We start from the raw sequence: 21,541 nt of genomic DNA, 5'->3' as shown, positions 1-21,541 counted from the left end.
CCAGATCATCGGGTCGCCCTCGAAATACATCTGGGTGATCAGGCGCTGCGCAAAGCCGTGGCCGAAGACCGAGAAGTGGATATGCGCCGGCCGCCAGTCGTTCGGCCCGTTGGGCCAGGGATAGGCGCCGGGCTGGATGGTGCGGAAGCGATACCAGCCCGCCTCGTCCGTCAGGCAGCGCCCGCAGCCGCCGAAATTGGGGTCGAGCGGCGCGAGATAGCTTTCCTTCTTGTGCCGGTAGCGCCCGCCGGCGTTGGCCTGCCAGACCTCGACCAGCGCCTCGGGCACGGGGCGGGCGTTCTCGTCGAGCACCCGTCCGTGGACGATGATCCGCGGGCCGACCGGAAGCTCTCCGGGCCGCGCGAAGTTCAGGATCAGGTCGTCGTCGAGCGGGCCAAGCCGGTCATGGCCAAACGCGGGCCCGGTCATTTCGGACAGCGTGTTGTCGAGCCCGATCAGCGGCTTGTCGGGCGAGCGGGTGACCGAGGTCTTGTAGCCCGGCGCGAACGCGGGGGGATGCTGGCTGCGGTCGCGCGTGAAGAACGCGCCGGGGAGGCCGCCGGGACTATTGCGCATCGTCCGCCTCCGCAATGCGGTCGGCCAGGATCGTCTTGGCGTGCCGGAAGGCGGTGTTGGCCGCAGGCACGCCGGCGTAGACGGCGACGTGGAGCAGCATCTCGCGGATGTCCTCGGGGCTGGCGCCGGTGTTCTGCGTGGCGCGGCAGTGAAGCTGGAACTCCTCCTCCCGCCCGAGGCCCGCCAGCAGCGCCAGCGTGATCAGCGAGCGTTCGCGCCTGGTGAGCTGGTCGCCGGACCAGACCGTGCCCCAGGCGCCCTCGGTGATGAAGTCGACGAAGGGGGCGTCGAAGGGGGTGGCGGTCCCCTGGCTGCGGTCCACGTGGGCGTCGCCCAGGACGCTGCGGCGGGTGGCTTCTCCGGTCGCGCGGCGGTCAGTCAAGGTTGTGCTCCGAGATGAAGGACAGGAGCATCGCGGCGCAGGTCCGCGGATGCTCGACGCAGGGAATGTGGCCGGCTTCGCGCACGATCTCGAAGCGGGCGCCGGCGATCAGTTCGGCGGTGGCCTCGACCACCGCGGGGGGCGTGGCGCCGTCCTCGTCGCCCACCATCGCCAGCACCGGCAGCGACAGGCGGCGGGCCGCCTCGCGCAGGTCGGCCTCGCGCAGGGCCGCGCAGCAGCCGGCATAGCCCTCGGCCGTCTGCCGGCAGACCATGTTGCGCCAGATCGCGACCTCCTCGGGACGGTTGGCGCGGAAGGCGGCCGAGAACCAGCGCTGCATCAGGCCGTCTGCGAGGGACTCGAGCCCCCGCGCGCGCACCTGTTCGATGCGCTGGTTCCACATGACCGCGTCGCCGACCTTGGCCGCGGAGTCCATCAGCACCAGCGCCCGAACAAGCTCCGGCCGCCGGGCGGCCAGCGACTGCGCGATCAGTCCGCCGATCGACAGGCCCACCACCAGCGCCCGCCTCACCTCCAGGTGATCGAGAAGGGCCGCGAGGTCGTCGGCCAGCGCCTCGATCGAATAGGGCCCCGGCGGGCAGTCCGACAGGCCGTGGCCGCGCTTGTCGTAGCGGATCAGGCGCAGGCGGGCGGGCAGCGCCCGGACCATCGCGTCCCAGACCCGCAGGTCCGACCCCAGCGAGTTGGCGAAGACCACCGGCAGGCCGCCGCGATCGCCCTCGTCGCGGTAGTGGATGACGGCGCCGTCTGCGCGGAGCGCGTGCATGGAGTCCCTCCCCCCGATTGCGGCGGGCACGGGGCCCGCGCGTGGCCGCCGCCCGGAGCGGGGCGGCCGAGTTGTATACAACTATCGCCCAGATCTCGCCCCTGTCGAGGCCGGAGACGGCCATTCCAAGGCGATCTGCGTACAACCGGGGCCATGTCAGGGCGGCTATGGCCCTTCCGTTACGGGGACCTAGATTGATTTCCGAACAGAAAGGAAGCTGCAGATGTCTCCCAAGGACACCAATGGGCGAGCGGGACAGGTTCGGGCGATCACCCGGGCGGTCACCGTCATGCGCGCCCTGTCCGAGAGCGCGGACGGCCTGACTCTCTCCGAAACCGCCGCGCAATCCGGACTGGCCGCCTCCACCGCGCACCGGATCCTCACCACGCTCGAAAGCGAGCGATTCGTGCGCTTCGAGACCGCCAGCGGCTGCTGGCACGTGGGCGTCGCCGCCTTCACCGTCGGGGCCGCCTTCGCCCGCACCCGCGACGTGATCGTGCTGGCCAAGCCCTACATGCGCCGGCTGATGGAAAGCACCGGCGAGACGGCGAACATATACCTCGAGTCCGGCGGCGAGATCGTCTGCATGGGCCAGGTCGAGAGCCGACACGCCATGCGCGCCCTGACCCGGGTGGGCGGGCGCACCAAGATGCACTGGTCGGCCGCGGGCAAGGCGATCCTCGCGCAGATGCGCCCCGAACGCGCCCGCCGCGTGCTGGAGGAGCAGGGCATGGCGCGCGCCACCGCGCGGACCATCACCGACCCTTCTGCCCTGGTTAGCGAGCTGGACCGCATCCGCGCCGAGGGCGTGGCCGTGGACGACGAGGAGCACGCCGACGGCCTGCGCTGCGTCGGCTCGGCGGTGGTCAGCGAGAACGGCACGGCGGCGGCGGCGATCTCGGTCTCGGGCCCGCGCAGCCGGATCAGCGACGAGCGGCTCGAGCAGTTGCGCGACGCCGTGGGGCGCATCGTTTCCGAGGTGACGCGCGAATACGGCGGCCGCCCGGCGGGCGGCTGACCGGCCGGCGCGCCTGCGCGGCCCCCCTGCGCGCCTGCGCCGCCCGCCATGGGGGGCGATATGTTGCGAAACCCCTCTGGACGCGCCCTCCCGCGGTTGCTAATAGGCAGCCGCGCCGCGCAAGGCCGGACCTGATCCGGCGTAGCTCAGTGGTAGAGCATCGGACTGTTAATCCGCTGGTCGTAGGTTCGAATCCTACCGCCGGAGCCAATTCCCGGCCTTGCGCGCCGAAAGGCCCTCCCCTCGCGGGAGGGCCTTTTTCGTTCCGGCCTCCCGCAGGCGACCCTCGATCCCATCCGAGTCGCGCCAGACCGGCGCGGCGTCGCATGCGCGCTTCGCCGGGCGGCCCGCCCGTGGCAGTGTGCCCGCCAAGCGCCCTCCCCCCATGTCAGCGCCAGAGGCCCGATGTCCGACACCGCCCCCCAGCCGGGTTCCAGGCTTCCCGGCCCCGCCGCCGCCGGCTGGCCCGCGGGCTTTGCCGACCTGTTCAAGATCGGGCTCGGCCCGTCCTCGTCCCACACCGTCGGGCCGATGCGCGCCGCGGCCGCCTTCGCCGCCGCGCTCGAGGGGATGGCGGTGGCGCGGCTGCAGGTCACCGCCTACGGCTCGCTCGCCTGGACCGGCAAGGGGCACGGAACCGACAAGGCCATCGCGCTGGGCCTGACCGGCGCCCGCCCCGACGAGGTCGACCCCGCCGAGGCCGAGCGCATGTGGCGCGAGATCGGCGAGACCCGAACCCTCACCCTGCCCCACGGCGAAACGATCCCCTTCCATCCCGACGCCGACATCCACCTCGACCGGCGCACCCACGTGCCCCGCCACCCCAACGCCATGTCGCTGGCCGCCGTCTCCCCCGCCGGCGTCACCGTGGCCGAGGAGATGTACTATTCCGTCGGCGGCGGCTTCATCGAGCGCGAGGGCGAGGAGACCTCCGCCGGCGCCCCGATCCCCGATCCCGCCCACCGCTGGATCTCGGCCGAGGGGATGCTCAGGGCCGCCGAGACCTCGGGCCTGTCGGTCGCCGAGATGGCGCTGGCCAACGAGGACCGCTTCCGCCCCCGCGCCCAGACCCTGGCGCTGGTCGACCGGATCGCCGACGAGATGCTGGCCTGCATCGAGCGAGGCCTGGGGGCCGAGGGGATGCTGCCCGGCGGCCTGCGCGTGCGCCGGCGGGCGCGCACGCTGACCGAGGGCATGGACCGCGCCTCGGGCGTCAACATGCAGCCGGCCGACGCGCCGATGCGCCGGGTCGCCGCCTGGGCGATCGCAGTGAACGAGGAGAACGCCGCCGGCGGCCGCGTCGTCACCGCCCCCACCAACGGGGCGGCGGGCGTGATCCCCGCCGCCCTGCGCTATGCGCGCGAGTTCTGCCCGCTGGTCGACCGCGAGGGGCCGCGCCGCTTCCTGCTCGCGGCCGCCGCCATCGGCGGGATCGTCAAGCGCAACGCCTCGATCTCGGGCGCGGAAGTCGGCTGCCAGGGCGAGGTCGGGACCGCCGCCGCCATGGCCGCCGCCGGTCTGACCGCCGCCCAGGGCGGCACGCCTGCGCAGGTCGAGCACGCCGCCGAGATCGCGCTCGAGCATCACCTGGGCATGACCTGCGACCCGGTCGCGGGCCTCGTCCAGATCCCCTGCATCGAGCGCAACGCCTTCGGCGCGACCAAGGCGATCCTGGCCGCCAGCCTCGCGCTGCAGGGCGACGGCCAGCACCGGGTGACGCTCGACCAGGTGGTCGAGACGATGCGCCAGACCGGCCTCGACATGAACGAGAAGTACCGCGAGACTTCCCGCGGCGGCCTCGCCGTCAACGTCCCGGAGTGTTGAGGCCCGCGGCGCCCGCAATCCCCCTGCCCCGCAAGATCCGGGCGCCCCGCCGCCCCGATCCGCGCTATCCCTGAGCGCATGTCCGCGATTCGCCCCTCCGATCCCCGCGCCCGGCGCCCCACGGACGCCGAGTTCGCCGCCGCGCGCGCCGAGGCGAGCGCTCATCTGGACCCGCCCGGCGACGCGCCCGGCCCGCTTGCGACCTGGATCGAGACCCCGCTCGGCCCGATGCTGGCCGTGGCCGACGACGAGGCCCTGCGCCTGCTGGAGTTCCCCGAGCGCGCCGTCCTGAACGCCGAGTTCCGCCGCCTGCGCGCCGCGCTGGGCCCGGTGCGGGAGGGCCGCTCGCCGATGCTCGACCGGGCGCGGGCGGTGGTGGAGGGGGTCTTCGCCGACCCTGGCGCGCCGGTCGACGTGCCGCTGGCGCCGCTCGGCACGCCGTTCCAGGCGCAGGTCTGGGCGGCGCTGCGCGAGATCCCCTCGGGCGCCACCCGCTCCTACGCGCAGGTCGCGGCGCGGATCGGGCGGCCGACCGCGACGCGCGCGGTCGCGGCGGCCAACGGCGCCAACCCGATCGCCCTGCTGATCCCCTGCCACCGGGTGATCGGCGCCGACGGCACGCTGACCGGCTACGGCGGCGGCCTCTGGCGCAAGCGCGCCCTGCTGGCCCATGAGGCGCCGCTAGCCCCCGCCCGTCCAAGACAGGAGCAACTGCCGCTATGACCGCTACCCGAGACGACAAGTTCGCCCGCTTCGCCGCCCTGCACCGCCCCGGCGCGCCGCTGGTGCTGTGGAACGCCTGGGACGCGGGCTCGGCCGCAGCGGTCGCCCGCTCGGGCGCGGCCGCGGTGGCGACCGGCAGCGCCTCGGTCGCCCAGGCGATGGGCTTCGAGGACGGCGAGGCGCTGCCCCTCGACCTGCTGGTCACGATCGCCGAGCGGGTGGTCCTGGCCGCCGGCGACCTGCCCGTCAGCATCGACTTCGAGGGCGCCTACGCCGCCGATCCCGCGCCGGCCTCGGCCAACGCCCTGCGGCTGGCTCGCGCCGGGGCGGTGGGGATCAACTTCGAGGACAGCGTGATCGGCGGCGAGGGCGTGCACCCGGCGCCCGCCCAGGCCGCGCGCATCGCCGCCATCGTCGCGACCTGCGCCGAGGCCGGCCTGCCGGTGCACGTCAACGCCCGCATCGACCTGTTCATCCGCGCGGGCGACCCCGCCGCCCACCGCGGGCTGATGGCCGAGGCTCTGGAGCGCGCCGCCGCCTACGCCGAGGCCGGGGCCGGCTCGATCTACCCGATCACCCTCTCGGACCCCGAGCTGGTGGCGGAGTTCTGCGCGAGCTGCCCGGCGCCCACCAACATCTTCGGCCCCCCGGGCGGACCCGAAGGCGTGGCCGCGCTCGCCGCGCTGGGCGTGGCGCGGATCAGCTACGGCCCCCGGCCCTGGCGCGAGGCGATGGCCGGTCTCGAGGCCGCCGCCCGCGCCGCCCTGGGCTGACCCGCGCAGGCCGCGGGCGTCCCGGAAGGCGCCTGCGGCCGTCCCGCGCTCCGGTCCCTGCTCCCTTGCCCCCCCGACGCGCGGGCGCCGGTGCGCGGAAATTTCTTCCGAAACGGTTGATCCAACCGCTGGAGGCCCGACGTATCCGCCAGGACACACGTCGCCCCCAGCGGAGACCGCTCATGAACATCCGTCAGACCGGCTTTCCGGACCCCGAGGAGATCGCCCCCATGGACCGTCCCAGCCGCGAGGAGGCGGAGGCGGCCGTGCGCACCCTGCTGCGCTGGGCCGGCGACGATCCTGCGCGCGAGGGCCTGCTCGACACCCCCTCCCGGGTCGCGCGCGCCTATGGCGAGTGGTTCGCCGGCTACGAGGAGGACCCCGAGGCGATGCTCCAGCGCACCTTCGAGGAGGTCGAGGGCTACGACGAGATGGTCCTGCTGACCGACATCCGCTTCGAGAGCCATTGCGAGCATCACCTCGCCCCGATCATCGGCAAGGCCCATGTCGCCTACCTGCCCACCGACCGGGTGGTGGGGATCTCGAAGCTCGCGCGCGTGGTCGATGTGTATTCCAAGCGCCTGCAGGTGCAGGAGAAGCTGACCGCCCAGATCGCCGGCGCGCTGGAGCGCGCGCTCAAGCCCCGCGGCGTGGCGGTGCTGATCGAGGGCGAGCATCACTGCATGTCCACGCGCGGCGTGCACCGTCCGGGCGTCTCGATGGTCACCACCCGCCTGACCGGCGCCTTCAAGGAGACCCCCGCCCTGCGCGCCGAGTTCATGGCCCTCGCCCAGCCCGACCGCCGCCCGCGCTGACCCTCAGGCCCGGCGGACTTGCAGCGTTGACAGCTGTCAACTCCGCCGCCGCCCCGCGCGACGCCCGCCCCGCCAGGGTGGTCGCCGCGGAGCGCCTGTTCCCCGGAGCCGTCCGTCGCTGATGCCGTGAAGAGCGACTCGCCCGCCCCGGTCAAGGATCGCGCAGCGACCGAGCGAAGCGAGGCTTGTCCTTGACCGGGGCGGGCGAGTCGCTCAGGCATCTTCAGCGACGGGCGGCTTCGGGGAACAGGCGCGGCCCTGTTCCCTGGTGGGTCCGGAAGCGGCCTTCCGCGGGCGCCCGCCCGCGCGCGCCGGCAGGCGCGCCTGCCTAGCCCGCCCGCAGGGCGCCTCCGTCCCCGATCTCCCCACGCTTGTCCCGCCCCCTGCGTTCATGGCATTCCCGCGGGGCCCTGCTCCAGGAGGACCGCAGCCATGAGCCCCGCCCGCCTCGCGCCCTTTCCGTTCTCGCGTCCCCGCCGCCTGCGCCAGGCCGGCTGGATCCGGGACCTGGTCCGCGAGACGCGGCTGCGCCCCGAGGACCTGATCTGGCCGATGTTCGTGCGCGAGGGCGTCGACGCCGAGGAGCCGATCCCCTCGATGCCCGGCGTCTCCCGCCTGACCGTCGACCGCGCGGTCGAGGCCGCGCGCCGGGCCGCCGACCTCGGCATCCCCTGCGTGGCGCTGTTCCCCTACACCGAGGCCGAGAACAAGTCGCCCGAGGCCGAGGAGGCCTGGAACCCCGACAACCTGGTCAACACCGCGACCCGCGCGATCAAGAAGGCGCTGCCCGACATGGGCGTGCTGCTCGACGTGGCGCTGGATCCCTACAACTCCGACGGCCACGACGGCATCGTGCGCGACGGCGTGATCCTCAACGACGAGACGCTGCTGGCGCTCGAGAAACAGGCGCTCGCCCAGGCGGAGGCCGGCTGCGACATCCTGGGTCCCTCGGACATGATGGACGGGCGCATCGGCGTGATCCGCCGCGCGCTCGAGGAGAACGAGTTCCCCGACACGATGATCATGTCCTACGCGGCCAAGTACGCCTCGGCCTTCTACGGCCCGTTCCGCGATGCGGTCGGCGCCACCGGCGCGCTGCGCGGGGACAAGAAGACCTACCAGATGGACTACGCCAACACCGACGAGGCCCTGCGCGAGGTCGCCGCCGACCTCGAGGAAGGGGCCGACATGGTGATGGTGAAGCCCGGGATGCCCTATCTCGACATCTGCCACCGGGTGAAGACCACCTTCCAGGTGCCCACCTTCGCCTACCAGGTGTCGGGCGAGTACGCGATGCTGGCCGGGGCCATCGCCAACGGCTGGCTCGACGGCGACCGGGTGATCCTCGAGAGCCTGGGCGCCTTCCGCCGCGCCGGCTGCGACGGGATCCTGACCTACTTCGCCCCGCAGGCGGCCGAACTGCTCGACACCGCCGGCTGAGCCTCCCCCCGCGGGAAGCAACCGACAGGCGCCGCCGCCCGTCCTGCGGGCCGGCGGACGTCCCCTGGCGGGACCTGAGCGTCTTCCAGACCGCCGGGCGGCCCTGGCGCGTGGACCTCGGCGCCCGCTAAATCGAGATCGAGAGCGACGCGCCGCTGACCAGGTTCGACCTCCTGGTCTGAGCGCGGCACAGATCGGCCCCGCGCCTCCGAGGCGGGCGCGGCGCCTCATGCGCCCGCTCGACGCACGGGCGGGAATCGGGCAAGAATGTTCGCGAAATGTTCCTTTCCTGCCCGGAGATCGAGATGATCATTCCCAACCTGATGGTGACCGACATGGCCCGCTCGGTCGCCTTCTGGCGCGACGCGCTGGGCTTTGCGGTGACGATGACCGTCGATGCGGCGCGGGAAAGCCGCTTCGGCCCCGAGGCGGACCCGGACGCCTCGGTGTTCACGATCCTTGAAGGCGCCGGCGGCCAGCTGATGCTGCAGACGGTCGAAAGCCTGGCCGCCGACCTGCCGAGCTTCGCCGGCGGCCTGCCCGACCGGCCCGGGATCGGCATCTATCTGCGCGACCTCTCCCCCGACGAAGTGCTGACCCGCCTGCCCGAGGGGGCCGTCCTCAAGGCGCCCGAGACCGCCTGGTACGGGATGCGGGAGCTTTTCCTGCGCGACCCTGACGGACACGTGATCTGTGTTGCGGCGGCCGAGGGCCCTGCGCCCGCCTGAGCCCTTGCCGGACCCGCGCGCGCGCCCACCTCGTGAGGCGGACGCGCGCCCGGCCGCGCGCCTGCCGACCGCCGGACAGGGAGCCCCGCATGACCGCCCGACCGTTTCGCGCCGCCCTGGCGCTCGCCCTCGTCGCCTTCGCCGCCGCCGTGGCCTGCGCCCCGACCCGCGCCGAGGTGTTCGAGACCTCGGCCGGTCCGGTCGACATCCTCCCCGTCGGCCCGGTCTTCGATCATCCCTGGGGCTTCGCCTTCCTGCCCGACTTCGCCCGGACCGGCGCCCTGCTGGTGACCGAGCGCCCCGGCCGCCTGATCCTGGTCAGCCACGAGGGCGCCCAAGCGATCGAGGGCCTGCCCGAGATCTACGCGCAGAGCCAGGGCGGGCTGCTCGACGTCGCCGTCTCGCCCGACTTCGCCCAAACCGGGACGATCCACCTGACCTACTCGGCCCCCGCCAACGGCGGACGCGCCAACACCCACGTGGCGCGCGCCCGCCTCGACCGCGAGGCGGGGCGGCTGGTCGACGTCGAGGTGGTGCTGGCCATGGAGTCCAACGAAAGCGGCGGGCGCCACTTCGGCTCGCGCCTCGCCCACGCGCCCGACGGGACCCTGTTCGTGACGATGGGCGAGCGGGGCAACCGCCCCTCGGCCCAGGACCCCAACGTCGCCAACGGCAAGGTGCACCGGATCCTGCCCGACGGGTCGATCCCGCAGGACAATCCGTTCGTGGACGGCGGCGGGCTCGCCTCGATCTGGTCGCTCGGCCACCGCAACCCGCAGGGCGCCGCGATCGACCCGCAGACCGGGACCTTCTGGGTGACCGAGCACGGCGCGCGCGGCGGCGACGAGGTCAACCTGCCCCGGGCCGGCGCCAACTTCGGCTGGCCCGAAGTCTCCTACGGCACGCATTACTCGGGCCGCGAGTTCCCCAAAGGAAGCGCGGCCGAGGGCGTCGCGCAGCCGGCCCACTACTGGGATCCCTCGATCGCGCCCTCGGGCCTTGCGGTCTACCGCGGGGACCTGTTCCCGGCCTGGGACGGCGACCTGCTGGCCGGCGCGCTGAAGTTCCGCAAGATCGTGCGGCTGGAGGTCGAGAACGGCGAGATCGTGGGCGAGGAGGACCTGGTCGAGGACGCCTTCGGGCGCATCCGCGACGTGCGCGTGGGCCCCGACGGCGCCGTGTGGTTCCTGACCGACGCCGAGGAGGGGCGGCTGATGCGCATGGCCCCGGCGGACTGAGCGTGTGCGGGAGGGATGGCGGGACAAGGTCCCCCGTCCCATGTATGCTTTTCCGCGACGGCGAGGTCGGTTTGCGACCTGCGCCGTCCAATTCCATCGCCGCAACGATGGCGATCCGTGAGGACAGGAGCAGTTCCCATGACCCGCGCCCTTCGCGCCGAGGCCGCCGCCGCCGGCGCCCGCCCCGACCCCATCCGCCGCCGTCTGCTTGGCGCGGGCCTGGCCGCCGCCACGCTGGCGATCGCGCCGCTCTCGCCGGCAAGCGCGGCCGATCCGGCCGACGTGATCGACCTGCGGGTCCAGCACTCGATCGACGACCTGATGACCTCGGTCAACGGCGCGCGCGAGCTGATGTCGCGGGCCAAGGGCGTGCTGGTCATGCCCTCGATCACCAAGGCGGGCCTGCTGGTCGGCGGCATGTACGGCGAGGGCGCGCTGCGCATCGGCGGGCAGTCGGTGGGCTACTACTCGGTCGGCGCGGCCTCGATCGGGCTGCAGGCCGGGATGCAGAAATTCGACCAGGCGCTGTTCTTCATGACCACCTCGGCGCTCGAGAACTTCCGCCGCTCCTCTGGGTGGGAGCTTGCGGCCGACGCCGAGGTGACGGCGCTGAACAACAACCTCGCCGGCACCGTCACCTCGCGCACCACCCAGCATCCGGTGATCGCGGTGGTCTACGGGCAGGAGGGCCTGATGGCCGGCGTGAGCCTGGAAGGCGCCAAGTACACCAAGCTGAAGGAGCGCTGAGGCCCCGCCAACGCTCAGCCGCGCCGGCCCCTGCCGCGATCAGGGCGCAGGGCCACGCGGCGTCGGGCCGGCTTGCCCGAACATCGACGTCGCGCAGAACCACCGGGCCCCGCCGCGCCGAAAAACGCGGCGGGGCCCGGTCGCGTCAGGCCCTGCGGCGACGGGCGTGCAGCCCCAGCGCGGCGATCGCGGCGACCAGCAGGGCGGCGGCGGGCGGCGCGGGAACGGCGGCGAAGTCCGGGTCGTCCTCGGCCGCCATCAGCAGCGCGTCGCCGCCCAGCGGGGTTCCCCCGGCGAGAAACTCCATCCCGGTGTAGCCCCAGTTCTCGTACCACAACAGGCTGACCGCCACCGGCGCGGAGCCGATCACCTCATAGGTGAAATCGCTGTAGGCGAAGCCGCGGGGCTCGGAGTGTTCGGCGACCGTGGCGCCGTTCAGCGACAGCGAGAACCCGTCGTCCGAGCCCAGGCTCATCGAATAGGTCCCGGGGGCAAGGTCCAGCCACCCCGTCATCACCCAGACGCTGGTGGACACGATATCCGGGTTCGCGCCCGTCAGATCCTCGGCATTGTCGCCCAGCAGCTCGCTCAGGGAGGTGCTGCCGTCCTCGGCCTGCTGAGGCTCGCCGGCGGGGTAGTCGAGCGTCGTGGCGCGGAAGGTCGCGTCGGGTGTGCGGCCCTCGATCTCGGTCCGCGCGGCGGCGAGCGAACTGATGCTGCCGTCGAGATCCCAGAAACTCCCCGCCAGCCCATGCACCGCCGCCGCCTGTGCGGGCCCTGCCGCGGCCACGGCCGCCAGCAGCAGCCCCGCCCGGAAGGCGGAGCGTGGATTGAAACTGGTGTCGCGGGTCATGCACTCATCCTACGCAAATTGCGCCCCCGTGAGCGAGATTATAGCCAGGCGGATGGGCGGATCAACGATCCAATATGCAGCATAGACAATGGGTTGAGAGACAATCGCCGCAACTGCGAGGGCGTTGGTTGCATCAGCGAAATTGCCGGGCCGAACCTGTTTCGCCTGGCAACAGTCCGGCCGGAACGACGCGACCCCGCCGTCGCCGGCGGGGTCGCGAAAGATCTAGACGGTTGGGGCGCGAAGCCCTCGCGGCCTGGCTCAGTGGCCCAGGATCTGGGAGAGGAACAGCTTGGTGCGGTCCGAGCGGGGGTTGTTGAAGAACTCCTCCGGCTCGTTCTGCTCGACGATCTGGCCCTGGTCCATGAAGATCACGCGGTTGGCGACCTGGCGCGCAAAGCCCATCTCGTGCGTCACGCAGATCATGGTCATGCCCTCCTGCGCGAGCTCGATCATGGTGTCGAGCACCTCCTTGATCATCTCGGGATCGAGCGCCGAGGTCGGCTCGTCGAACAGCATGATCCGCGGCCGCATGCACAGCGAGCGGGCGATCGCCACGCGCTGCTGCTGACCGCCCGAGAGCTGGCCTGGATACTTGTGGGCCTGGTCGGGGATCTTGACCTTGTCGAGGAAGTGCATCGCCGTCTCCTCCGCCTCCCGGCGGGGGACCTTGCGGACCCAGATCGGGGCGAGCGTACAGTTCTCGAGGATCGTGAGGTGCGGGAACAGGTTGAAGTGCTGGAAGCACATCCCGACTTCCTTGCGGATCGTGTCGATGTTCTTGAGGTCCGAGGTCAGCTCGGTCCCGTCCACCGTGATCGTGCCCTGCTGATGCTCCTCCAGCCGGTTGATGCAGCGGATCAGCGTCGACTTGCCCGAGCCCGAAGGCCCGCACACGACGATCCGCTCGCCGCGATGAACGGTCAGGTCGATGTTCCGCAGCACGTGGAACTCGCCATACCACTTGTTCATGTTGGTGATCTGGATCGCGACCTCGTTCGACACCTTCATCTTGGTGGCGTCGACGGGGGCCTCGTTCGAGAAGGCGGTCTCGGTCATTTTCTCATTCCTTCCCTGGGCTCAGCGGTTTTCGGTCTGGAGCTTGCGCTCGAGGTACATGGAGTAGCGGGACATGCCGAAGCAGAAGACCCAGAAGAACAGGCCCACGAAGACGTAGAACTCCCAGACGATGCCGTTCCAGTTCGAGTCCGCGCGGATCGGGTTGATGATCCCGACGGGGTCCAGCAGGCCGATCACCGACACCAGCGTGGTGTCCTTGAACAGGCCGATGAAGGTGTTGACGATGCCGGGGATCGAGATCTTCAGCGCCTGGGGCAGGATGATCAGGCGCATCGACTTCCAGTAGTCGAGACCCAGCGAATCCGCCGCCTCGTACTGGCCCGAGGGCAGCGCGGCGAGACCCCCGCGGATCACCTCGGCCATGTAGGCCGAGGCGAACAGGGTGGCCATGATCACCACGCGCAGGATCAGGTCGAGCGCGGTTCCCGGCGGGAAGAAGTAGTTCAGCACCGAGGAGGCCACGAACAGCAGCGTGATCAGCGGCACGCCGCGAATGAACTCGATGAAGATCACCGACAGCGTCTTGATGAAGATCAGGTCCGACTTGCGCCCCAGCGCCAGCAGGATCCCGAAGGGCAGCGAGGCCGCGATGCCGGTGATGCCGATGATCAGCGCCAGCATGAAGCCGCCCATGCGCGCGCTCTCGACCGGCTCGAGGCCCGGGCCGGCGTCGACCATGCCCGGCACGATCGACCACCACACGATGGTGACCAGCGCGCCGACCACCATGCCCGCGGCGCCGGCGTCGCCGTGCATCGCCTTTTCGACGCCGCGGAAGGCGGCGTAGCCCACCGCAGGACCGACGATGGCCAGCAGCACCGGCAGCACCGGGCCGCCCCACAGCAGCCAGTAGGCCGCGAAGGGGAACAGCGCGGTCACGATCAGCGCCTGCCGCGGCAGCGCGCTGAACAGCACGGGCGCCGCGGCCGCAAACAGCAGCACGAAGGTCAGGATCGGGCGCCAGTAGAGCTCCTCGGGGTAGAAGCCGAAGATGAACTGGTTGAACCGCTCGTTGATCACCGCCCAGCAGGCGAAGGCGCCCTCGACCCCGCGCGAGGCCGCGATCTCGCGGCACTGGCTCAGGCTGTCGGCCGACCACACCGCGTCGATGAAGGCCCACTGGATCAGGGCGGGAAGCGACCAGACGATCACCAGGATCGCCAGCACCGTCAGGATGCCGTTGGCCACCGACGAGAACAGGTTCGCCCGCAGCCACTTCAGCGCCCCCCGCTCGCGCGCCGGGGGCGGCGAGGGCGGGATCTGGCTGGGGGCGACGAAGGCGACGGTCTGCGCGTGAACGTCCGACATCACTCAGCCCTCCGCACGCGACAGAAGTAGGTGACGTTCGGCCTCGCGCCGAACACCAGGTAGGCGATGGCGCCGATCTGGGCGGCCGCGCAGCCCACGATCACCACCGGGTCCGAGATCGCCGGGATCAGCGAGCCCAGCTGGTTGCCCGCCACCAGCGCGATGATCCACATCGCCAGCGTGGCGACCGCCAGGTCGACGACCCGGAAGTGCTTGAACAGCGCCGTCAGCAGCGTCGAGAGCGTCATCGCCACCAGCGCCAGGAAGGTCAGCTGCTCGGCCAGCGGCCAGCTGAAGTAGGGGGTCCGCAGCTGCGGCACGTCGGCGAGGAACAGATAGGCGAGCTCGGCCGCCAGCATCCCGGCATAGAGCAGCACCACCAGGTTCAGCCAGCTCGCCACCCCGAAGTTGGGCTGGTGGGCCGCGTCGCCCTTCTTGAGCGTGTCCCACGGGCCGGTCATGCTGTCGAACAGCCGGCTGAAGCTGAACGCGGTGCCCGAGGCGGAGGTCCGCTCGACCAGTTTCACCTGCTCGTTGTAGAGGTTCATGATCATCGAGATCGTCAGCGAGATGGACAGGTAGAAGGCCATCAGCAGCAGCAGCGTCTCGAACTCGCGCCCCGTCTGGTTGAGGGTGATGCCCCCCAGTGTGCCGGTGGCGTCCATGTAGCCCACCGCGATCGCCAGCGAGGAGTTCTTGGTCAGGTTGAGATACTGCGAGATCAGCGGCGGGATGATCACCCGCAGCGCCTGGGGCAGGATCACCAAGCTCATCGTGCGGTTGGCCCGCAGGCCCAGCGCGAAGGCGGCTTCCGTCTGGCCCTTGGAGACCGAGAGGATGCCCGCGCGCACGTTCTCGGCGATGAAGGCGCCGGTGTAGATCGACAGGGCCAGCCACAGCGCCACGAGGCTGTTGCGCATGTAGATGCCGCCCTCGAAGTTGAAGCCCTGCAGCTCGGGATACTGCAGCGTGATCGGCGCGCCGGCGATCAGCGTGATCACCAGCCAGACCAGCAGCGGCAGCCCCACGATCAGGGCCAGGCGCACGCGCATGATCGGCAGCAGGCGGCCGGTGTCCTGCTGCACGCGCTTGGCCATCCGCGCGTACCAGACCGAGCCGATGACGCCCGCGATCAGCGCGGCGACCACGAAGATCGAGCCGGCGCCGAACACCGGGCCGGGGATGTAGAAGCCGCGGTTGGTGGCCACCATGCCCATCACGGCCGCGTCCGCGCCCGCCTGGCGGGGCGAGGGCAGGAACTCGTCGAAGACGGCGGCCAGCAGCAGGATCTGGATCAGCACGGGAATGTTGCGGACGGTCTCGATGTAGACCGTCATCAGCTTGGAGATCAGCCAGTTGTTCGACAGGCGCAGCACGCCCGCGACCACGCCGATGATGGTGGCCAGCAGACAGCCCATCACCGCGACCAGCAGGGTGTTGAGCATGCCCACCACCGCCGCCGTGGCGTGGGAGGAGCGCGAGGTGTAGTCGATCAGGCGCTGGTTGATGTCGTAGGAGGCCGGCCCCGTCAGGATGCCGAAGCTGAAGTCCTTGCCCAGCGCGGCGAGGTTCGCCAGCACGTTGGACACCAGGTAGCTTCCCCCCAGCAACACCAGGATCAGGGCGATGACCTGGATGGTCAGCGACCTGTAGCGGGTGTCGGTCCATAGCATCCCGAGGCGGAAGTCCGCGCGGGGCGGGTCCGTTATCGCCGTCATTCGGCTCATCCTTCGCCTGTCGTCGCGCCCGGCCTCCCCTGGGCCGCCGGTTGTTCCGGTCGTGCCATGGCGGGCGTCATGTTGTGCAAAGCGAGAGGGGCGCGCCGTTTCCGGCGCGCCCCTCGTTGGTCAACCGATCAACGGAACGGCGGCGCGTAGAGCAGGCCGCCCTGGGTCCACTGAGCGTTCAGGCCGCGCTCGAGGCCGATGGCGGTGTCCGGGCCGATGAACTCGTTGAACACCTCGCCATAGTTGCCGACCGACGAGATCACCTTCACCGCGAAGTCCGCGGGCAGGCCCAGCATCGCGCCGTACTCGCCCTCGGAGCCGAGCATGCGGTTGATCTCGGGGTTGTCGGTGCCCTTGGCCATCTCGGCGACGTTCTCGGAGGTGACGCCCAGCTCCTCGGCGATGACCATCGCGTTGAAGGCCCAGCGCACGACGTCGCCCCACTCGGAGTCGCCGTGACGGACCAGCGGGCCCAGCGGCTCCTTGGAGATGATCTCGGGCAGGATCACGTGATCCTTGGGCGCCTCGAAGGTCGAGCGGGTGGCGGCGAGACCGGAGGCGTCGGTGGTGTACACGTCGCAGGCGTTGGCCAGGTACTTCTGCTGGGCCTCGGCGTTGGTCTCGATCGGCACCGGCTCATAGGACATGCCGTTGACGCGGAAGTAGTCGGCGAGGTTCAGCTCGGTGGTGGTGCCGGTCTGGATGCAGACCGTGGCGCCGTCGAGCTCCTTGGCCGAGGTCACGCCCAGCGCGCGCGGCACCATGAAGCCCTGGCCGTCGTAGTAGTTCACGCCGATGAAGGTGAACTTCAGGTCGACGTCGCGGCTGAACGTCCAGGTGGTGTTGCGCGCCAGCATGTCGATCTCGCCGGAGGCGAGCGCGGTGAAGCGGGTCTTGCCGGTGGTGGGGGTGAACTTCACCGCCTGGGCGTCCCCGAACACGGCCGCGGCCACGGCGCGGCAGACGGCCACGTCGAAGCCGGTCCACTCGCCCGACGCCTCGGTGTAGGCGAAGCCCGGCACGCCGGTGGCGACGCCGCACTGGACGAAGCCCTTGGCCTTCACGTCGTCGAGCGTCGCGGCGGAGGCGGCGCCGGCCGAGAGGCCGGCTGCGGCGGCCAGCGCGCCGATCAGAAGGTTGCGTTTCATAAGTCGGTACACCTCTTCCTGTGGATCCGGCTCCTCGCCCTGTTTGGCGGGCGGTTTCCGGGTTGGATCGCCACGGCCCCTCCGACCGCGGCGAGCATCGTCATTCGTGGGCTCCGAGCCAGGCTCGGGAACCGGGCCCCCCTCGGCCCATCACGAACAATGAACGGGGGCTTCACAGAAGGTCAACCCCTCGCGCCGCGGCGCCGAAATCCTGCGGCGCCGGCGAAGAAAACGCCGGTGTTCAAGGCGCCCGGACAGCAGGGCGCCTCATTCGCGGGCGTTGAGCAAGTCTCAATGAAACAAGCGATTCGCGCCAGCGCCGGGGCGCCGTCGCGACACTTCCGGTTGAAATTCAGTTGGCGCGCAGGAAACCGCCCAGGGGGGCGCCGTCGGGCATCCGGGGCTCATGCGGGAAGGGGCGGGTTTCGACCCGCTCGACAGCCGCCGCGGGGGGGCCGTCGGCGCAGGCGTCGCACAGCGCCTGGACCTGATCCTCGGGACCCACGGCCAGCAGCTCGACCGCGCCGTCGGGCAGGTTGCGGACCCAGCCCCAGACCCCGAGGCGGTCCGCCGCGCTGCAGGTCCAGTCGCGGAAGCCGACCATCTGCACCCGGCCGCGCACGACGGCGAGGATGGCGACCTGATGCATGCGGCGTCCTCGGGCTGGGGCGCGTCCGTGCGCGCCCGATTGCGAACCGACGACAACCTAGCGCGCCGAACCGTTTCGCAAAAGGCGTCGGGCGGAGCGGCATCAAATATCAGTCGACCTTGCCAGATCCGACCGTCCCGGGCCCGCCTCAGCCGCCCAGCGGCAGGCGGCGCAGCAGGCGGAACGGCGCCCCGCCCCCGGGATCGCCGAACAGCGCGATCTCGCGCACCGGCAGCGGCGCCTCGCAGAAGGGCGCCGCGTGGGGGGCCAGCGCCTCGACCGTGGCGGCCAGGGTCCGGGGCGCCAGCGCCGAGGTCAGCGTCAGGTGAAAGCGGAACTGCTCGAACACGTAAGGGTAGCCCCAGCGCGCGAGGTTGTCCTCCTGCGCCGGGGTGAGGCTCATCTTCCGCCGCCGCGCGAGCTCGGCCTGCGAGGGGGGCGCGCGGAACCGGTCCAGCCGCTCGACGCAGGCCGAGGCGAGCGCGGCCATCTCCGGCGAGGGCGCCGACAGCCCCAGGAAACCGAAGCGCCCGGTGGTCTGCAACGACAGCGCCGGCGCCTCGAAGGGCGCGAGCGAGGCGGCCAGCGCCTCGGCCTCTCTCTCCAGCTCCCCGGCCGAGGTCCCCTCGGCCAGGAAGAACGGCGGCTTCAGCGTGCCGTGGAAGCCGTAGCGCCGCGGCGAGACGGTCAGCGAGAGCGGATCCTCGGGCAGCCCTTCGACCGCGGGGCGGGGCGGGACCGCGCCCGCCTCCGCGTCCCAGCCCAGCCAGGCCGAGCCGAAGGCCCAGAGGCCGCTGTCGGCGGGCGGCGCATAGTAGATCGCCAGCCGTTCCCAGGTCGCCATCGCCCTGCCCTCCCTGCGGGTCTCAGCCCGGATAGGCCACCGCCGCCTGACGCTGCACGCCCAGCCCCTCGATCCCCAGCTCCAGCGTGTCGCCGGGGGCGAGGAAGCGCGGCGGCTTCATGCCCAGCCCCACGCCCGAGGGGGTGCCGGTCACGATCACGTCGCCCGGCACCAGCCGCACGAAGCGGCTGAGGTAGCTGACGATCTCGGCGACCGAGAAGATCATGTCGCCGGTGGTCGACTCCTGCACCGTCTCGCCGTTGAGCTTCAGCCAGATCGGCAGGGCCTGGGGGTCGGGCACCTCGTCGGCGGTGACCAGCCACGGCCCCAGCGGACCGAAGCCCGGCGCGCCCTTGCCCTTGCACCAGGTGCCGCCGCGCTCCTGCTGCCACTCGCGCTCGGAGACGTCGTTGGCCACGCAGTAACCGGCCACGCAGGACAGCGCCTCGGCCTCCGAGACATGCTCGCTCACCCGGCCGATGACCACGCCCAGCTCGACCTCCCAGTCGGTCTTCACGCTGTCCTTGGGGATCACCAGCGCGTCGTCGGGACCTGCGAGGCAGGAGGCCGCCTTGGCGAAGACGATCGGCTCCTTGGGCCAGGGGTTGCCGGTCTCGTCCGCGTGCAGGCGGTAGTTCAGGCCGATGGCGTGGAAGGTCTCGACGCGCGAGAGGCAGGCGCCGATCCGCTCCGGGCTCACGGCGGGCAGCGTGGCGGGGTCCAGCTCGCGCAGCCGCGCGAGGCTTTCCAGGCTCACCGTCGCCGGCGTCAGGTCGGGGATCGCGCCGGAGAGATCGCGGACCGTGTCCCCGTCCAGCATCCCCGGCCTCTCGGCCCCTTTCGGGCCCCAGCGCAGCAGTTTCATCGCGTCCTCCCTCCGGGCCCGTCAGCCCCCGTTGCGCCCTGTCAGGCGAAATCCATGATCAGGCAGGTGGTGGTGGCGGTGGCATAGAGCCTCCCGTCCGCCTCCCCCACCAGCCGCCCCTGCGCCGTGCCGGTCGAGCGGCCGACATGGATCGACTCCCCGATCGCCAGCATCGGCCCGCTGTCCGCCCGCGCCCCGCGCAGGATGTTCACCTTGTACTCGAGCGTCGTATAGGCCTTTCCGGCCGGCAGATGCGTATGGATCGCGCTGCCCATGGCGCTGTCGAGCATCACCCCGTACCAGCCGCCATGCACGGACCCGAGGGGGTTGTAGACGTCAAAGCCCGGCTCGCCCCGGAACACCACCCGCCCCGTCTCGACCGTGTGGATCAGGAAGTTGACCGTGCGCGACATCGGCGCCGAGGGCAGGCGCCCGGTGCGGATCGCCTCCAGCATCTCGATCCCCGAGTACTTGGCGGCCTCGGCGAGGCCGGGGATGTCCTCCAGCGTCTCGGGCCAGCGGGGGGAGGCGGGGGGCGTGTCGGTCATGCGGCGATCCTTCGGCGGTCAGTCGGAGATCAGGTCGAGCAGGCGTCGCGCGGCGAGGAAATCGGCGCGCTTGCGGGCGGCCATGGCGGCCGCCTCGCCGTCCTCGCCCCATTGCTCGGCCTGCCATTCCTCATCCACGCGCGAGCGGGCCCAGCCGTCCTCGGCCCCGATCTGCCCCGCCGAGACGGCGAGCGCGATCACCAGGCTGCCCGACAGCACCGTCAGCTCGTGCAGGGCGACCAGCGCCAGCGGATCGTGGGCGGCGGTCGCGGCATGCAGGCGGACCAGCGCCGCCTCGGGCTGGGAGACGTGCATCACCCCCTCGGCGCAGAGCAGCCGGGCGCCATGCTCCCGCGCGGCCCAGTCCAGCAGCGGGTCCCAGGCCTCGGCCTGGCGCGCGGCCAGCCGCGCAGGATGCGGGGCGCGATAGCACAGAAGGTCCGAGCCCGCGTAGGCGGCGACGGCCTCGACCACCTCGGCGTGCTTGTCGGCCACCCGGTCGATGGCGGTGTTGACGCTGCGGGTCAGCGGCATCGAGGACGGGTCCACGATCTCCGTCTGCGCGTCCCACTCGGCGGCCAGCGCCTCGGCCAGCGCCCGGGTGGGGGCGATCAGCGCCGCCTTGCCGGGCGTGCGCAGGGGGCGGCCGTCCAGCGCCACGCCCCAGCCCTCGGCGGTCTGGGTGGCGGCCGCCTGCGTCCAGAAGCGTTTCGGCGCGGCCATCAGACTTCCCCCCAGCTCAGGGCCAGGGCGGCGTCGAGCTCGTCCCAGCCATGGATCACGTGATGCGCGCCGGCGTCGCGCAGGCGCGTCTCGGGGTGGTAGCCCCAGGTGACGGCGATGGCGGTCATGCCGGCGGCGCGGGCCATTTCGATGTCGAACTCGGTGTCCCCGACCATCACCGCGTCCTCCGCCTGCGTCCCGGTCTCGGCCAGCGCGTCGAGCAGCATGGCGGGATGGGGCTTCGAGGGATGCCCGTCGGCGGTCTGCAGGGTCTGGAAAAAACGCCCCAGGTCATGGGCCGCGAGCGCATGGGTCAGCCCGCGCATGGCCTTGCCGGTGGCGACCCCCATCAGCACCTCGTCGCGCGCGGCCAGCCGCTCCAGCGCCGCGCGGGCGCCGGGATAGAGGGGCGAGGCGGCCTCGCCTCCCGTCTCCTTGCGCATGCGGATGAAGGCGGCCTTGTAGCGCTCGACCACGTGGTCGACCTCGGCCCCGCTCAGCCCCGGCGCCAGGCGGGCCACCGCCACCGGCAGCGACAGGCCCACGATCGACAGCGTCTGCGCGGGCGTCGGCGCCGCCAGCCCGGCATCGGCGAACCCGTGCGCCATGGCGGCCACGATCATGCGCTGGCTGTCGATGAGTGTGCCGTCCATGTCGAAGACGGCGAGCTTCAGCCGGTCGGGTCGCGGGGACGTGGCCAAGACAGGGCTCCGAAGGGTCGTGACGGACCGGCGAGGGGTAGCCC

At 71.7% G+C, this 21,541-nt stretch carries 22 protein-coding genes, 1 tRNA gene and 1 pseudogene; 10 read left to right on the top strand and 14 right to left on the bottom strand.

Annotated elements, in window-relative coordinates; all coding sequences use genetic code 11:
• From AAC134_RS17120 to pcaD, 3 genes are all read right to left on the bottom strand, one after another.
• The coding region (locus AAC134_RS17120; RefSeq protein ID WP_339950335.1) for a protocatechuate 3,4-dioxygenase subunit beta at positions 1–576 on the bottom strand (576 nt) is incomplete at its 3' end.
• Positions 566–958 (bottom strand): 4-carboxymuconolactone decarboxylase, encoded by a 393-nt coding sequence (pcaC, locus tag AAC134_RS17115; protein ID WP_339950334.1) that lies wholly within the window; start codon positions 956–958, stop codon positions 566–568. The genes AAC134_RS17120 and pcaC, both read right to left, overlap by 11 nt.
• Positions 951–1,745, bottom strand: coding sequence for a 3-oxoadipate enol-lactonase (gene pcaD / locus AAC134_RS17110; RefSeq protein WP_339950333.1), 795 nt, complete (start codon positions 1,743–1,745; stop codon positions 951–953). The genes pcaC and pcaD overlap by 8 nt, the downstream gene beginning before the upstream one ends.
• A 223-nt stretch (positions 1,746–1,968) precedes the next feature.
• Between pcaD and AAC134_RS17105 the strand changes: the two genes are divergently transcribed.
• The 10 genes from AAC134_RS17105 (at position 1,969) to AAC134_RS17060 (ending at position 11,051) form a co-directional block, all read left to right on the top strand.
• Positions 1,969–2,763 (top strand): IclR family transcriptional regulator C-terminal domain-containing protein, encoded by a 795-nt coding sequence (locus AAC134_RS17105; protein WP_339950332.1) that lies wholly within the window; start codon positions 1,969–1,971, stop codon positions 2,761–2,763.
• Positions 2,764–2,898: 135 nt separating this feature from the next.
• Positions 2,899–2,973, top strand: a tRNA-Asn gene (locus AAC134_RS17100).
• A gap of 195 nt (positions 2,974–3,168) precedes the next feature.
• Positions 3,169–4,587, top strand: coding sequence for an L-serine ammonia-lyase (locus AAC134_RS17095; RefSeq protein WP_339950331.1), 1,419 nt, complete (start codon positions 3,169–3,171; stop codon positions 4,585–4,587).
• A gap of 78 nt (positions 4,588–4,665) precedes the next feature.
• Positions 4,666–5,310 carry a methylated-DNA--[protein]-cysteine S-methyltransferase gene (locus tag AAC134_RS17090; RefSeq protein ID WP_339950330.1) on the top strand — a complete coding sequence of 215 codons (645 nt, stop codon included), beginning with the start codon at positions 4,666–4,668 and terminating at the stop codon, positions 5,308–5,310.
• Positions 5,307–6,083, top strand: coding sequence for an isocitrate lyase/phosphoenolpyruvate mutase family protein (locus tag AAC134_RS17085; RefSeq protein ID WP_339950329.1), 777 nt, complete (start codon positions 5,307–5,309; stop codon positions 6,081–6,083). The genes AAC134_RS17090 and AAC134_RS17085 overlap by 4 nt, the downstream gene beginning before the upstream one ends.
• 182 nt (positions 6,084–6,265) lie before the next feature.
• Entirely contained in the window at positions 6,266–6,898 is a 633-nt protein-coding gene (folE, locus tag AAC134_RS17080) for a GTP cyclohydrolase I FolE (RefSeq protein ID WP_339950328.1), read from the top strand.
• 432 nt (positions 6,899–7,330) lie between these two features.
• A complete protein-coding gene (gene hemB / locus AAC134_RS17075) occupies positions 7,331–8,338 on the top strand; it encodes a porphobilinogen synthase (protein WP_339950327.1) in 1,008 nt (335 codons plus the stop codon).
• Between the two features lie 305 nt (positions 8,339–8,643).
• The gene (locus tag AAC134_RS17070) at positions 8,644–9,066 is read left to right on the top strand and encodes a VOC family protein (protein WP_339950326.1); all 423 of its coding nucleotides are present in this window, start codon (positions 8,644–8,646) and stop codon (positions 9,064–9,066) included.
• A gap of 89 nt (positions 9,067–9,155) precedes the next feature.
• Positions 9,156–10,304 carry a PQQ-dependent sugar dehydrogenase gene (locus tag AAC134_RS17065; protein WP_339950325.1) on the top strand — a complete coding sequence of 383 codons (1,149 nt, stop codon included), beginning with the start codon at positions 9,156–9,158 and terminating at the stop codon, positions 10,302–10,304.
• A 138-nt stretch (positions 10,305–10,442) separates the two neighbouring features.
• A complete protein-coding gene (locus AAC134_RS17060) occupies positions 10,443–11,051 on the top strand; it encodes a YSC84-related protein (protein ID WP_339950324.1) in 609 nt (202 codons plus the stop codon).
• 145 nt (positions 11,052–11,196) lie between these two features.
• Here AAC134_RS17060 and AAC134_RS17055 read toward each other — a convergent pair whose 3' ends face one another.
• The 11 genes and pseudogenes from AAC134_RS17055 to AAC134_RS17005 form a co-directional block, all read right to left on the bottom strand.
• Positions 11,197–11,904, bottom strand: a complete 708-nt coding sequence (locus tag AAC134_RS17055; RefSeq protein WP_339950323.1) for a hypothetical protein — start codon at positions 11,902–11,904, stop codon at positions 11,197–11,199.
• A 261-nt stretch (positions 11,905–12,165) separates the two neighbouring features.
• A complete protein-coding gene (locus AAC134_RS17050; RefSeq protein ID WP_339950322.1) occupies positions 12,166–12,963 on the bottom strand; it encodes an amino acid ABC transporter ATP-binding protein in 798 nt (265 codons plus the stop codon).
• Between the two features lie 21 nt (positions 12,964–12,984).
• On the bottom strand, positions 12,985–14,292 hold the full coding sequence (locus AAC134_RS17045) for an amino acid ABC transporter permease (RefSeq protein WP_339950321.1): 1,308 nt from the start codon (positions 14,290–14,292) through the stop codon (positions 12,985–12,987).
• 509 nt (positions 14,293–14,801) lie between these two features.
• Positions 14,802–16,010, bottom strand: a pseudogene (locus AAC134_RS17040) (ABC transporter permease subunit); the annotation flags it as partial.
• Positions 16,011–16,147: 137 nt separating this feature from the next.
• A complete protein-coding gene (locus AAC134_RS17035; RefSeq protein ID WP_339950320.1) occupies positions 16,148–17,167 on the bottom strand; it encodes an amino acid ABC transporter substrate-binding protein in 1,020 nt (339 codons plus the stop codon).
• A gap of 352 nt (positions 17,168–17,519) precedes the next feature.
• On the bottom strand, positions 17,520–17,816 hold the full coding sequence (locus AAC134_RS17030) for an acylphosphatase (RefSeq protein ID WP_339950319.1): 297 nt from the start codon (positions 17,814–17,816) through the stop codon (positions 17,520–17,522).
• Positions 17,817–17,964: 148 nt separating this feature from the next.
• A complete protein-coding gene (locus AAC134_RS17025) occupies positions 17,965–18,660 on the bottom strand; it encodes a DUF1045 domain-containing protein (protein ID WP_339950318.1) in 696 nt (231 codons plus the stop codon).
• Between the two features lie 22 nt (positions 18,661–18,682).
• Entirely contained in the window at positions 18,683–19,525 is an 843-nt protein-coding gene (locus AAC134_RS17020) for a fumarylacetoacetate hydrolase family protein (RefSeq protein WP_339950317.1), read from the bottom strand.
• A 41-nt stretch (positions 19,526–19,566) separates the two neighbouring features.
• The gene (locus tag AAC134_RS17015; RefSeq protein ID WP_339950316.1) at positions 19,567–20,073 is read right to left on the bottom strand and encodes a PaaI family thioesterase; all 507 of its coding nucleotides are present in this window, start codon (positions 20,071–20,073) and stop codon (positions 19,567–19,569) included.
• 18 nt (positions 20,074–20,091) lie between these two features.
• Positions 20,092–20,796, bottom strand: a complete 705-nt coding sequence (locus tag AAC134_RS17010) for an ATP12 family protein (protein ID WP_339950315.1) — start codon at positions 20,794–20,796, stop codon at positions 20,092–20,094.
• Entirely contained in the window at positions 20,796–21,497 is a 702-nt protein-coding gene (locus AAC134_RS17005; protein WP_339950314.1) for an HAD-IA family hydrolase, read from the bottom strand. The genes AAC134_RS17010 and AAC134_RS17005 overlap by 1 nt, the downstream gene beginning before the upstream one ends.
• Positions 21,498–21,541: the final 44 nt, after the last annotated feature.

This window comes from uncultured Albimonas sp. (assembly GCF_963977235.1).
Lineage (GTDB): Bacteria > Pseudomonadota > Alphaproteobacteria > Rhodobacterales > Rhodobacteraceae > Albimonas.
This window is presented reverse-complemented; position numbering and strand designations above follow the sequence as displayed.